The following is a 13,524-nucleotide window of genomic DNA, read 5'->3' on the forward strand; positions in this document are numbered from 1 at the left end:
ACCGCTGTTGCGCCTGGCCTGTGCACTGCACGGGCAGATGGCGACCTTCGCCGAAGCGGCCGTGGCGGACCGTCCCGCATGACGTTGCACCTGGATGTGCTGCGCCACGGTGAAACCGAATTGGGCGGCGGCCTGCGCGGTAGCCTGGATGACGCCCTGACGGCCAAAGGCTGGGAACAGATGCGCGCCGCAGTCGCAGGGCGGGGGCCGTGGGACCGGCTGATCAGTTCGCCGTTGCAACGCTGCGCGCGCTTTGCCCAGGAGCTGGGCGAGCGTCTCAACCTTCCGGTCAGCCTGGAAAAAGACCTGCAGGAGCTGCACTTCGGCGCCTGGGAAGGGCAGAGCGCGGCGGCGTTGATGGAAACCGATGCCGAGGGCCTGGGCTTGTTCTGGGCGGACCCCTACAGTTTTACGCCGCCGCAAGGTGAGCCGGTGGGCGCGTTTTCCGAGCGGGTGCTTGGTGCTGTCTCACGTCTGCGCCAGGCCCATGCCGGTGAGCGCGTGCTGTTGATCAGCCACGGTGGCGTGATGCGGCTGCTGTTGGCGCGCGCGCGGGGTTTGCCTCGAGAACAATTGCTGAATGTCGAAGTCGGCCATGGCGGGCTGTTCAACTTGCAAGTCGCGACCGATGGCACGTTGAAGGAAGGAGGCTGACCATGCTGCCATTCTGGATCGCCTTGCAGTTCCTAAGCAGCCTGCCGATTCGCCTGCCGGGCATGCCGCAACCTCAGGAACTGGGGCGTTCGTTGCTGTTTTATCCGCTGGTGGGCGTGCTGTTCGGCGTGCTGCTGTGGGGCCTGAACACGTTGTTGACGGGCACGCCACTGTTGCTGCACGCCGCGCTGCTGTTGAGCGCCTGGGTGCTGCTCAGCGGCGGCCTGCACCTGGACGGCCTGGCCGACAGCGCCGACGCTTGGCTGGGTGGTTTTGGTGACCGTGAACGCACCCTCACTATCATGAAGGACCCACGCAGCGGGCCCATTGCCGTGGTCACCCTGGGCCTGGTGGTGCTGCTCAAGTTCACCGCGCTGGTGACGCTGATCGAGCAGCACAATGGTGCTGCGCTGATTCTCGCGCCGCTGATCGGCCGGGCGTCGATGCTGGCGCTGTTTCTCACTACGCGTTATGTGCGCGCGGGTGGATTGGGTCAGGCGCTGTCGGATCATTTACCCAGGGTTGTCGGCCAGCAGGTGCTGATCCTCAGTGGACTGGCCTGCATCCTGATCGGCGGGTTCAACGGGGGGCTGGCGGTATTGCTCGCCGCAGTGTGTTTTATCGGGTTGCGCCAGGTGATGGTCAAGCGCCTCGGTGGTACCACCGGCGATACTGCCGGCGCACTGCTGGAACTGCTGGAAACGGCGGTGCTGATTGGACTGGCGTTGTAACACTTTCTTGCATTTGCACAACTCCGGGTATATACACGCTCCATGCTTGCCTCCCAATGTTTATGCACCAACCTGCGACGCGCCGCCCGTGGCGTCAGCAGGCATTACGACGGCGCCCTCGACGGCTTCGGGATCAACGTTGCGCAGTATTCCTTGCTGTGCAACCTGCAACGTCTCGATCAGCCGAGCATTTCCAGCCTGGCCGAAGCGATGGGCCTGGACCGCAGCACCCTGGGGCGCAATCTGCGCGTCCTCGAAGGTGACGGCCTGGTGCGGTTGGTCGAGGGTGATGACCTGCGCAATCGCCTGGTGGTATTGACCGAGGCGGGCCAGCAGCGTTTGGCGGCGGCTCTGCCGGCATGGGAAGCGGCGCAACAGAAATTGATCGATCAGCTTGGCGCGCAAAAGCGCGAAACCCTGTTGGCCTTGCTGGATGAACTTGCCTGAACGGCGGTTTGTTCGGCTACAAGCGGGTATATACCCGCGACGGAGAATAAGAAATGACCTCGATGTGGCGCACCAGTGGCTGGGTTCTTTTGGGGAGTGCGCTGATCCTGGCGTTGTCGTTGGGCGTGCGGCATGGCTTTGGGCTATTCCTGGCGCCGATGAGCAGCGAATTCGGCTGGGGGCGTGAGACGTTCGCTTTTGCCATTGCCTTGCAGAACCTGATCTGGGGCCTGGCACAGCCGTTCACCGGGGCCTTGGCCGACCGCTTCGGCGCGACCAGGGCGGTGTTCGTCGGCGGTGTGTTGTACGCCGTGGGACTGGTGCTGATGGGCATGTCGGATTCGGCGTGGTCATTGTCCCTGAGTGCCGGGTTGCTGATTGGCATCGGCCTGTCCGGCACGTCGTTTTCAGTGATTCTCGGCGTGGTCGGCCGTGCCGTCGCACCGGAGAAACGCAGCATGGCCATGGGCATCGCCAGCGCCGCCGGCTCCTTTGGCCAGTTCGCCATGGTGCCTGGCACCCTCGGCTTGATTGGTTGGCTGGGCTGGTCGGCGGCGCTGCTGGCACTGGGCTTGATGGTGGCGTTGATCCTGCCGCTGGTGGCCATGCTCAAGGACAAACCGCTGCCGGTGACGCTCGGTCAACAAACCCTGCGCGAAGCGTTGAAGGAGGCGTGCTCCCACTCCGGGTTCTGGCTGCTGGCCTTCGGCTTTTTCGTCTGCGGATTCCAGGTGGTGTTTATCGGTGTGCATCTGCCGGCGTACCTGGTGGACCAGCATCTGCCGGCCACGGTGGGCACCACGGTGCTGGCCTTGATCGGCCTGTTCAATGTGTTCGGCACCTACACCGCCGGCTGGCTGGGTGGGCGCATGTCCAAGCCGCGTTTGCTCACCGGCCTTTACCTGCTGCGTGCGGTGGTGATCGGGCTGTTCCTGTGGGCGCCGGTCACCGAGGTCACGGCTTACCTGTTTGGCATGGCCATGGGCTTCCTCTGGTTGTCCACCGTACCGCTGACCAACGGCACGGTTGCCACCTTGTTTGGCGTGCGAAACCTTTCGATGCTGGGTGGGATTGTGTTCCTGTTCCATCAACTCGGCTCGTTTCTCGGTGGCTGGTTGGGCGGGGTGGTCTATGATCGAACCGGTAGCTATGACTTGATCTGGCAGGTGGCAATTTTGCTCAGCCTGCTCGCGGCGGCCCTGAACTGGCCGGTGCGTGAGCGGCCGGTGGCGCGCATTCAGGCGCAAATGGAGGCGGCATGAGTGCAGCACTGCGGTGCGTGATCCTGGCGGTGGCGCTGGTGGTGTTGCTGTTGGCCTGGTGGGGCTGGCAGCAAGGCGGCCTGGCGTTGATGCAGTTGGGCATGGCGATCTGTTAAGTTCTGTGTCTGAACCGAATCAAGGACCTTTGATATGTTGATGCGCTGGCTCGCTGTACCCGTCCTGATGGCTGCTGGCAGTGTGGCCCTGGCCGCCGGATGCCCGCCGTTGCTGGAGGGCCAATTGCCCAAGCTGCGGGCCAAGGAATCCATTGACCTGTGCCAGCGTTTTGCAGGCAAGCCTTTGGTGATCGTCAATACGGCGAGCTTCTGCGGCTTCGCTCCCCAATTCAAAGGCCTCGAAGCCTTGTATCAGCGCTATAAGGGCGAAGGGCTGGAGGTGATTGGCGTGCCTTCCGACGACTTTAAGCAGGAGGCCAAGACCGGTGAGGAAACCGCCAAGGTCTGCTACGTCAATTACGGCGTGACCTTCACCATGACCGAGCCGCAGAAGGTCAAGGGGCCGGACGCGGTGCACCTGTTCAAGAGCCTGGCGCAGCAGACCGACACGCCGCCGAAGTGGAATTTCTACAAGTACGTGGTGGATCGCCAAGGCAAGGTGATTGCCAATTTTTCCAGCCTGACCAAGCCTGACAGTCCCGAGCTGATCAAGGCAGTGGAGCAGGCGATCGCTTCCAAGCCCTGATAGCAAGTCATGATCGTTCCCACGCGGAGCGTGGGAATGCCGCCCGGGACGCTCCGCGTCCTGCTTTCAGGACAAGATCCGGCACTTGCGCAACGGTGACGCGGAGCGTCACAGGATGCATTCCCACGCGGAGCGTGGGAACGATCAATCACATACAGGATCGTCCATTAAAAAGCCCCGCCTCCTTTGCAGGAGGCGGGGCTTTTTTATACCGCGATGAATCAGAAGCGGTAGGTCATGCCCAGGCCGAAACCGTTGGCACTGTTCTCATACTTGGCGTTGTAGCTGGCCAGTTGGTTGGCGCGTGCAACCTTGACGTCCTCTTCCTTCAGGTAGGAGTAAGCCACGTCGATGGTCATGTTCGGCATGACCTCGTAGCCCAGGCCCAGACTGAAGATGGTGCGGTCGCCGGTAGGAATGCGCGGCGAGCGATCCGTGTTGTTGGTCGGCGACTGGTCGAACGTCAGGCCGGTACGCAGTACCACCTGTTTGGTCAGCTGGTACGAAGTACCCACGGCGTACGCCCAGGTGTCATGCCAGTTCTGGTCTTCCTTGATGGTGCTGACCAGGCCGGGGGCCAGCGCGCCACCCGCTCCGGCAGTCACGCCTTCGTTCTTGACGGTGATGTCTTTCAGGCGGCTCCAGCGAGTCCAGGTTGCACCGGCGTAGAGCTTCCACGCATCGGTCAGGTCCTGGGTCACCGACAGGTCGTAGGACTCAGGCGTGTCGATCTTCAGCGAGGCGTCGTAGCGATTGCTGCGCAGGAACGGCGAAGTCGCGGTCGGTGCGGTGACTTCGGTGTGGCCGTCCAGCTTGTAGCTGACCTTGGAGTGGTAGGTCAGGCCGACGCGGGTGGTATCGGTGGCTTGTACCAGTACGCCGATGTTGAAGCCCAGCGCGGTGTCGTCACCCTTGATCTTGATATTGGTGTCGGGCGCGCGAGGGTTCAGCGTCAGGTCCGATTCCAGGGTACCGGCAATGCGGTTGATGGTCGGGCCAAAACCCACGGAAACGCGATCGTTGAAGGCGTAGCTGACAGTCGGTTGCAAAGTGATGACTTTCACTTCGCTCTTGCTGCCGAAGCCACGGCCCTGGAAGCCGCTTTCGTAGTCAGTCACCAGGCCGAACGGCGCATAGACGCCGAAACCCACAGCCCACTGATCGTTGAGTTTATTGGTGTAGAAACCGAAAGGGACGGCGGTGAACGGCACCATATCGCCCTTGTTGCTGCCACTGGAGCGACCGCTGGTATTGCTCAGGTCAGTGGACGCATCGATGGCCGCGACACCGCCGGTCACCTGCTGGCCGCTCAGGCGAGCCATACCGGCAGGGTTGCCATACACAGTGCTTGCATCATCGGCAGAAGAAGAGCGACCCGCGAAACCAGTACCCATTCCGCTGACGCTCTGTTCGTTCAGGGCGAAGCCGCTGGCGAACAGTTGGGAGGAGGCCATGGCAACGGCGAGGCTAAGTGTGGTCTTGAGCATTACTTTTTTCATTATTAGAACTCCGTGTGATCACCGCTGCGGAAAGTATCAATAAATTTCACATCGCGCTATAGGCTGTAATGCAGGAGATAGAGCGGTTTTGTAGGACAATCCGACCAGATTTGCGGTTTTTTGGCGAATCTTGCAAATTGCCCGGTCAGCAGGTCGTGTGTTTCATGGGTCAGACACAGGTTTGCCGGGCCTGGGAGAAATCTCACAAACGTTCTTGAGGGTGAAATATTTTTAATAATGACGGGCCCGAGAAGGCGGGCTTGGCAGCGGTGAATCGGATCTCAGGCCCGTCGCAAGCGGATCATGCCGCTTGAGTTGAAGTGTAGTGTCATATTCAACCTGTAAAGGACTGTTTTTAAAACATCTTTGTTATTCGGTTATAACGTTTATATCTATTTGTGATTAGTAAGAATTTTTTGGGTGAATTCCAGGCAATAAAAAACCCTGTTTTTCAGACAGGGTTTTGTGTTTCAGCGACTCGGGTCGATCAGGCAATCAATGCCTGACGGGTACGCTCGATCACGGCCTGCAGCGGTTCAGCGCTGGAGTATTGATCGGGGTACAGGCGTTCGCTGTGACGCGCGATGCCGTGTTCGTTGACCAGGGTGAAGCTGAAGCAGCCTTTGCGAGCGGCCATGATCAGGCAGTTCATTGGGGCAAAAGCATTGGTGAGGGTGCGAATGGCATCCTGAGTATGGATTTGAGCGTTCATATTATGGGTGTTCCTACAAATGACACAGATAAGAACCGTGCCGTATTAAAACGTTCCAGTGACGTTGATCACCATTGATCAAACGAAGAACCCGACTGGAACAAAGCAGCCAGTTTGAAGCGCTATTGAATGAGGCGCGCTTGGGCTGGCAGGTAGGTACTTAGGAGGGCAGGCAACACAACAGGGGCAAAGGTTCTGGGCCCCGGGTGAAGATCCTGATCAATTTGCAGGTTGGTTCGGTCAGAGTATGGAGACTTCGCGACACCCTTTGCTTGTTCAAAGGCCGTGTCGTCGCAAGTGATACCTGGAAACCATCGAGGTGGTCGATCCCATGTGATTCAGGGATATGTTCGACCAGAATTGACTTTCAGCTTGGTACTAACGCCGCGGATAGTAACGGATCGAAACAGGGAAGGGAAGTGGTCCCGTAAAAAAAATCCCGATCAGCCCCCCAGCAGCCCGCGATAGACCAGCACGGTGATCGACGCGGCCAACGTACAACCGAGTGCGTAGGCGGCGAGGGTCAGCCTCAAGGACTTGCCGGTCTCGATGACCCGAATGACATCACGCATGTCGCCGATCCCGCCTTCTCCCAGTTCGATGCACAGACTTGATGCGGTCAGAGCGGCGGATACCAGGATAGCGATGGCAAACAGCGCGCCGTCCGGGGACGGTAACAGCGCATTGATGGCCAGGGATGTCGCACAAATGGCCAGCAGCAACGTGGCGAATAACAGAATTCCTTTCATCGGCCCTGCACGGTTGCGTTGTCGGTGGAGAAGTGTGGCGAGCGGCGACCGCTTTGAAAAGTCCCCAGGCCTGCAGGCAGTAACATTTTCCCGGCCTGTCGGAGCAAAAAGACCCGCGATATAACCATTGACTGGGTAGTTGTGCACATTTGTCGCAGCTTGTGTAACTTCAGGGGCAGCGGCCCTGGAGCCCGCTCATTTGCCTGCAATCAAAATTTAAGTCAATGAAAAATCTGGCTTTTTTTTATTGGTGAAAAAATCGTCAGTTTGACTGCGGCCCCCGTTCCATGGGGCTTTGCGCGAGTTAAAGCGGGGTTGTCCACTGAGTTATCCACAGCTTCTGTGGATTGTCCCAAGCGCTTGCTCTAGAACGGGCGTGCAGCGTTTTTTCAGCTTTACCTGTACGAAAAAAAGAGTAGAGTGGCGCGCCTTCCGGTCTGCCCCACAGTGCTTTATGAAGTTTCGCTCAGTATCACCTTCTGTTACCGACACTCCCCAAACTGTTACCGCGCCCAAGCGCTTCTCGTTGAAAGTCGCCTTGTGGCTGCTCGACAGCCCGCGCCTGGGGCAGAGTACCAACATCAAGCACTTGGCCGGCCGTCTGCTCAAGCAGCCTGCCCGTGAAGGCGTGGTGGCCGCGCAGAGCCGCCTGGGCCAACTGATGTGCCGTGAATGCGGAAATGCCCGCGACCGGCGTATCGGCCAGGACCTGCTGCGTTCGGCGGCCCGTGCCGGTGATCGCCGCGCCCAGCGCGAATTGGGCCAGGTCGAAGACTGAGCTGTCCTCCCGTGCCTTGCTTGGTTAACCTTGCTGTTTTTGGGTGAAGGCAGAAATGACTATGGTGTTCGACTGGACCAGTGTCGCCCTCGGCCTTGCGGGCGCAGCCCTGCCGTTACTGGCGTGGTGCTGGCAGCTTCAACGGCGGCTGACCGCGCGCACCACCGGCTGGGAGTTGCTGGAAGAGCGCCTGGCCACCGCGCAACTGGCCCAGGAAGGGCTTGCCGCGCAGTTGGATGCCAGCCGCGACGAGATCAGCGATCTGAGCCAGGCCAATGCCGCCAAGCAGGCCGACCTGGCTGCGGTACGCCGCGAAGTCGAGCTGTTGCAGATCGACCGCGATAACGCCCGCGACGCCGCCCACGCCTGGAATATCGACCGCAGCGCCAAGGAAACCGAACTGCGCCGCCTTGACGCCCTGGCCGCGGCCCTGCGCGCCGAGCTGCGGGAACAGCAGGACAGCCATCAACAACGTCTCGCCGACCTGCAAGGTTCCCGCGATGAGCTGCGCGCGCAGTTCGCCGAACTCGCCGGGAAGATTTTCGACGAGCGCGAACAACGCTTTGCCGAAACCAGCCAGGAGCGTCTCGGGCAGTTACTCGACCCGCTCAAGGAACGCATCCAGTCCTTCGAGAAGCGCGTTGAAGAAAGCTACCAGAACGAAGCCCGCGAACGCTTTTCCCTGGCCAAGGAGCTTGAACGCCTGCAGCAATTGAACCTGCGCCTGTCGGACGAAGCCACCAACCTGACCCGCGCCCTTAAAGGCCAGAAAACCCAGGGTAACTGGGGCGAACTGATCCTCGAGCGGGTGCTGGAACATGCGGGGCTGGAAAAAGGTCGCGAGTATCAGACCCAGGTCAGCCTCAAGGGCCCGGATGGCGAACGCTTCCAGCCGGACGTGCTGATCATGTTGCCGGGCGACAAGCAGGTGGTGGTGGACTCCAAGGTCAGCCTGACCGCCTACCAGCAGTACGTCGCAGCGGATGACGAGGTGATTGGCCAGGCGGCGTTGAAACAGCATGTGCTGTCCTTGCGCAATCACGTCAAAGGCTTGGCCGGCAAGGATTACAAACGCCTGGAAGGCTTGCACAGCCTGGATTTCGTGCTGTTGTTCGTGCCGATCGAAGCGGCGTTTTCCGCAGCGCTGCAAGCCGAGCCGAACCTGTTCCAGGAAGCCTTTGATCGCCATATCGTCATTGTCAGCCCGACCACCTTGCTGGCCACCCTGCGGGTGATCGACAGCCTGTGGAAGCAGGAGCGTCAGAGCCAGAACGCGCGGGAAATCGCCGAGCGCGCCGGTTGGTTGTATGACAAGTTCGTGCTGTTTATCCAGGATCTGGACGAAGTGGGTAATCGCCTGCAACAGTTGGATAAGGCTTACAGCGCAGCGCGCAACAAACTGACGGACGGACGCGGGAATCTGGTCAGTCGCACCGAGCAGTTGAGACTGCTCGGTGCCCGAGCGAGCAAGAGTTTGCCGGCGGATTTGCTTGAAAGGGCAATGACCGATTCTGACGGCGTGGCGCATCTACCCGAATGAAAACGCAGATCAAAATGTGGGAGGGGGCTTGCCCCCGATGGCCATAGATATCTACACAACTCAGCAGCGCCCAACCGTAACCACGATGCGAAGCGAGTCGCCCTTGATCTTGACCTGCTTTTGATCTTGATCTCAGGCGCCCCGTTAAACCACGCTGGCCGAACGCAGGCTTGAATCCGTGGGTAACCCGGCAGGACGCCGGGTTAGCCGCCCCGCGCCATGGATGGCGCGTGGCGGCGGCCCACGGATTCAAGCCGGAGTGAGGGCACACCGAGCATTAGCGAGGTGCCGAGTGGTGGGGCAAGAGCGTTTTGCTTACTTTTGCGCTTTTCAAAAGTGAGCCGCCGTAAGGGCGGAACCCTAAGTGGCCGTTACCTAAATAATGGATATGTACTCGATCTGATCCAACATCCTAGTCGGCCCAGAGGCCCCCATCGGGGGCAAGCCCCCTCCCACATTTGACTCAGTACAACCCTGTTAGAGGGGCAAATGCCGACTCAACAGCGCCCGCAACGCCGCCGGTTTCACCGGCTTGGCCAGGTAATCCAGCCCCGCCGCATGCACCTTGGCCACCATCTCCGCACGCCCATCGGCACTGATGACCACGCCGGGAATCGGCTCGGCCAATTGCGCGCGCAGCCAACCCATCAATTCAGTACCGGTCTCGCCGTGGTCCAGGTGGTAATCCACCAACGCGAGTTGCGGGCGCATGCCTTCAGCCAACAGGGCCGCGCATTGCGCCTGGTCAGTGGCGGTCCACACCTCGCAACCCCAGCGTGTCAGCAAGCTGCGCATGCCGATCAGGATGCTTTCTTCGTTATCCACGCACAGTATGTGCGCGCCGCTGAGTGGCAGGCCATTTTCCTGCGCGGCCTTGACCGGTGCCGCAGTCTGGTTACGCGCCAACGGCACACGCACGCTGAACACGCTGCCCTTGCCCGGCCACGAGCGTACGCTCAGGCGATGGCCCAGCACGCGGCACAGGCCGTCGGCAATCGCCAGGCCCAGGCCCAGGCCCTTTTCGGCGCGGGTTTGGTGACTGTCCAGGCGCTTGAATTCTTCGAAAATCACTTTCTGTTTATCCAGCGGGATGCCGGGGCCGCGGTCCCAGACTTCCAGGCACAACTGGCCCTGGCGGCGACGTACGCCCAGCAGTACCGGCCCGTCGGCATAACGAAAGGCGTTGGTCAGGAAATTCTGCAGGATCCGTCGCAGCAACTTGATGTCGCTGTCCACCCGCAGGCGACTGCCGCGCAAACGAAAGCGCAAGCCTTGCTCCTGGGCCAATGCCTTGAATTCGGCGCCCAGGGTGTCGAATAACTCGTTGAGGACGAACGGCTGGCGTTGTGGATTGATCTTGCCGTTTTCCAGGCGCGAGATATCCAGCAAGTCGCTGATCAGATCCTCGGCCGAGCGCAACGAACTGTCCAAGTGCTGCACCAGCTGCCGGGCTTCGCTGGAAAGGCCTTCATGCTGATGGGACAGGGCGGCGGAGAACAGGCGTGCGGCGTTCAGCGGTTGCATCAAGTCGTGGCTGACGGCGGCCAGAAAGCGGGTCTTCGACTGGCTGGCGGATTCGGCCACGCCCTTGGCCTCTGTCAACGCGACGTTGAGCTGCGACAGTTCATGGGTGCGCTCGGTCACCCGTTGCTCCAGGCCTTCGTTGGCCTCGGTCAGCGCCTGTTCGGCTTCGCGGAACGCGGTAATGTCGGTGAAACTCATGACAAACCCGCCGCCTGGCATCGGGTTGCCGATCAATTCGATTACCCGTCCGTTGGGAAACAGCCGCTCTGACGTGTGCGCACGGCCCTGGCGCATCCAGTGCAGGCGTCGCGCCACATGCACTTGTGCCTCACCGGGGCCGCACAGGCCGCGCTCGGCGTTGTAGCGGATGATGTCGGCAATCGGCCGACCGACACTGATCAGGCCGTCGGGGTAGTTGAACAGTTCCAGGTAGCGCCGGTTCCAGGCCACCAGCTTGAGCGACTGATCCACCACGCTGATGCCCTGGGTGATGTTTTCGATCGCACCCTGCAGCAGGGCGCGGTTGAATTGCAGCACCTCGGACGCTTCGTCGGCGATGCGTACCACGTCCTCCAGCTGCATGTCCCGCCCTTCAATGGCGGCTTTGACCACGGCGCGCGTGGACGACGCGCCGAGTACGCCGGCCAGCAAACGCTCGGTATGAGCGATCCAGTCGTTGTCGGCATTCTGGTTGGGGTTGAAGCCTTTGCCCTGGCGATAGGCAAACCGGATAAAGCTCTGCTGGGCCCGTTCTTCACCGACAAAGCGCGCCGACAGGCTGAGCAGGTCGCTGATCTGTACCGACAACATGGAACGGGCGCTGGCGCGCTGGCTGATTTCCTGACCGATAAAGCGGCCGGCCTGCCAATGCTCGGAGACCCGCGTGCGCGACAGCATCGACACCCATACAAACAACGTGAAATTACCCGCCAGGGAGAACACGGTGCCCAAGGTCAGCGAGGTCACGGAAAAGCCGAAGGGATGCGAGTGCATCCAGGTGAGGCCGGGGAAAAGGCTCAGCGACCAGCCCAGGCTTTTCGCGGTAACCGGTAGGACCAGGGTGTAGAACCACAGGAACGTACCCGCCGCCAACCCTGCAAATACCCCACGCCGGTTGGCCTGTTTCCAGTACAGCGCACCGAGCATTGCCGGTGCCAGCTGGGTCACGGCGGCAAACGCGATCTGGCCGATGGTCGCCAGGCTCGCGGTGGAACCCAGCAGTCGGTAACTCACATAGGCCAGCAGCAGGATGATCACAATGCTGACCCGGCGCACCGACAGCATCCAGTGGCGGAACACTTCGAAGGGCCGTTCGGCGCTGGAGCGGCGCAACAGCCAGGGCAGCAGCATGTCGTTGGAAACCATGGTCGACAAGGCAATGCTGGCCACGATCACCATGCCGGTGGCCGCCGAGGCGCCGCCGATAAAGGCCAGTACGGCGAGGGCCGGGTGGGCTTCGGCCATCGGCAGGCTGATCACGTAGGAATCGGGCAGCACCGAGCCTGGCAACAGCATCTTGCCACCGAGGGCAATGGGGATCACGAACAGCGCGGCAAGGATCAAATAAGCCGGGAACACCCACTTGGCCAGGCGCAAGTCCTGCGGGTCGATATTCTCCACCACCGTCACATGAAATTGCCGAGGCAGGCAGATGATCGCCATCATCGCGACGCCGGTCTGCACCACCATCGACGGCCAGTTGATGGTCTCCTTCCAGTATTCCTCCAGGCGTGGTGCGAGCATCGCCTGGCTGAACAGATCGCCGAAACCGTCGTACAGCCCGTAGGTTACAAACGCGCCGACCGCCAGAAACGCGAACAGCTTGACCAGCGATTCAAAGGCAATCGCCAGGACCATGCCCCGGTGGTGTTCGGTGGCGTCGAGGTTGCGGGTACCGAATACGATGGTGAACAGCGCCAGCACCAGCGACACCACCAAGGCGGTGTCCTGGGCCCGCGTGCCCGTGGTGTCGGGCCCGGAGCCAATCAACAGGTTCACGCCGAGCACGATGCCTTTGAGCTGCAGGGCGATATAAGGCAATACGCCGACCAGGCAGATCAACGCGACCACCACCGCCAGGGACTGGGATTTGCCGTAGCGTGCGGCGATAAAGTCGGCGATGGAGGTGATGTTTTCCTGCTTGCTGATCAGAATCATCTTCTGCAGCACCCAGGGCGCGAGCACCAGCAACAGCACCGGGCCCAGGTAGATCGGCAAGAATGCCCACAGCTGTTCGGCCGCCTGGCCCACCGCGCCGAAGAACGTCCAACTGGTGCAATACACCGCCAGCGACAAGCTATACACCCACGCACGCACACGCGGCGGCAGCGGCGCATGGCGGCGGTCACCGTAAAAGGCGATGGCAAACATAATGGCCATATAGGCCAGGGCAACGGCGGCGATCAGCCCGCTGGACAGCGTCATGGTAACTCCGAGCATAGGGACACCCGGGCGGTGCGGGCCCGGTCGGACAGTCTCGCATGATGCTTGGGGTTAGTCAGTGTCGACCAAGGTCTGAGCGCGACGTGATGTCGCGGCTCAGCGAGGGGGCAGGGTTTTCTGGCGCAGGATATAAATTGTCACCAGCACCGCGCTGGTCAGCATGAACCCGCGTGCCCACGGCAACGGCACCAGGTAGCAGGACACGGTGATGCTCAGCCACATCAAGCCGATGGCGTAGACCTTGCCTTTGAGCGGGATGCCATTGCCGTCCAGGTAATCACGGATCCAGGGGCCCAGGCGCGGGTGTTCCACCAGCCAGTGGTAGAAGCGCGGGGAGCTTCGAGCGAAGCAGGCGGCAGCCAGCAGGAGAAAGGGGGTCGTCGGCAATACCGGTAGGAAAATGCCGATCACCCCGAGCGCTACGCTCAGCCAGCCGATAGCCAGCAGCGCGTAACGCAGGAGCGGCGAGCGCTTGCCCATGGGG

At 61.0% G+C, this 13,524-nt stretch carries 12 protein-coding genes; 7 read left to right on the plus strand and 5 right to left on the minus strand.

Translation table 11 applies throughout. The features are described from left to right. Positions 1–78 precede the first annotated feature (78 nt). The 5 genes from cobC (at position 79) to BFP90_RS02785 (ending at position 3,796) form a co-directional block, all read left to right on the plus strand. Complete coding sequence (gene cobC, locus BFP90_RS02765; RefSeq protein WP_065884510.1) at positions 79–654, plus strand: alpha-ribazole phosphatase family protein; 576 nt, start codon at positions 79–81, stop codon at positions 652–654. 2 nt (positions 655–656) lie between these two features. Further along, positions 657–1,385, plus strand: a complete 729-nt coding sequence (locus tag BFP90_RS02770) for an adenosylcobinamide-GDP ribazoletransferase (RefSeq protein ID WP_065895906.1) — start codon at positions 657–659, stop codon at positions 1,383–1,385. Positions 1,386–1,427: 42 nt separating this feature from the next. Beyond that, positions 1,428–1,832 (plus strand): MarR family winged helix-turn-helix transcriptional regulator, encoded by a 405-nt coding sequence (locus BFP90_RS02775; RefSeq protein WP_065884512.1) that lies wholly within the window; start codon positions 1,428–1,430, stop codon positions 1,830–1,832. 53 nt (positions 1,833–1,885) lie between these two features. Beyond that, on the plus strand, positions 1,886–3,094 hold the full coding sequence (locus BFP90_RS02780; RefSeq protein ID WP_065884513.1) for an MFS transporter: 1,209 nt from the start codon (positions 1,886–1,888) through the stop codon (positions 3,092–3,094). Between the two features lie 150 nt (positions 3,095–3,244). Continuing rightward, positions 3,245–3,796, plus strand: coding sequence for a glutathione peroxidase (locus tag BFP90_RS02785; RefSeq protein WP_065892314.1), 552 nt, complete (start codon positions 3,245–3,247; stop codon positions 3,794–3,796). 221 nt (positions 3,797–4,017) lie between these two features. Here the strand turns inward: BFP90_RS02785 and BFP90_RS02790 are convergent, their stop codons facing one another. From BFP90_RS02790 to BFP90_RS02800, 3 genes are all read right to left on the minus strand, one after another. Then, entirely contained in the window at positions 4,018–5,295 is a 1,278-nt protein-coding gene (locus BFP90_RS02790; RefSeq protein WP_065892313.1) for an OmpP1/FadL family transporter, read from the minus strand. A gap of 487 nt (positions 5,296–5,782) precedes the next feature. Further along, positions 5,783–6,007, minus strand: a complete 225-nt coding sequence (locus tag BFP90_RS02795) for a hypothetical protein (protein ID WP_010208698.1) — start codon at positions 6,005–6,007, stop codon at positions 5,783–5,785. 443 nt (positions 6,008–6,450) lie between these two features. Then, the gene (locus BFP90_RS02800) at positions 6,451–6,756 is read right to left on the minus strand and encodes a hypothetical protein (RefSeq protein ID WP_065884516.1); all 306 of its coding nucleotides are present in this window, start codon (positions 6,754–6,756) and stop codon (positions 6,451–6,453) included. A 454-nt stretch (positions 6,757–7,210) separates the two neighbouring features. Here BFP90_RS02800 and BFP90_RS02805 point away from each other — a divergent pair, with 454 nt between their 5' ends. Together BFP90_RS02805 and rmuC are read left to right on the plus strand one after the other, a co-directional pair. Then, positions 7,211–7,534, plus strand: a complete 324-nt coding sequence (locus BFP90_RS02805; protein ID WP_065884517.1) for a hypothetical protein — start codon at positions 7,211–7,213, stop codon at positions 7,532–7,534. 175 nt (positions 7,535–7,709) lie between these two features. After that, positions 7,710–9,074, plus strand: a complete 1,365-nt coding sequence (gene rmuC / locus BFP90_RS02810; protein ID WP_170876030.1) for a DNA recombination protein RmuC — start codon at positions 7,710–7,712, stop codon at positions 9,072–9,074. Between the two features lie 477 nt (positions 9,075–9,551). On the opposite strand, the gene BFP90_RS02815 is transcribed toward rmuC, so the two are convergent. Both BFP90_RS02815 and BFP90_RS02820 read right to left on the minus strand, forming a co-directional pair. Beyond that, entirely contained in the window at positions 9,552–13,022 is a 3,471-nt protein-coding gene (locus BFP90_RS02815; RefSeq protein WP_065895907.1) for a hybrid sensor histidine kinase/response regulator, read from the minus strand. Between the two features lie 114 nt (positions 13,023–13,136). Beyond that, the gene (locus BFP90_RS02820) at positions 13,137–13,520 is read right to left on the minus strand and encodes a YbaN family protein (RefSeq protein ID WP_065893780.1); all 384 of its coding nucleotides are present in this window, start codon (positions 13,518–13,520) and stop codon (positions 13,137–13,139) included. Between the last annotated feature and the right edge of the window lie 4 nt (positions 13,521–13,524).

Source organism: Pseudomonas sp. 24 E 13, from assembly GCF_900004715.1.
GTDB lineage: Bacteria > Pseudomonadota > Gammaproteobacteria > Pseudomonadales > Pseudomonadaceae > Aquipseudomonas > Aquipseudomonas orientalis_A.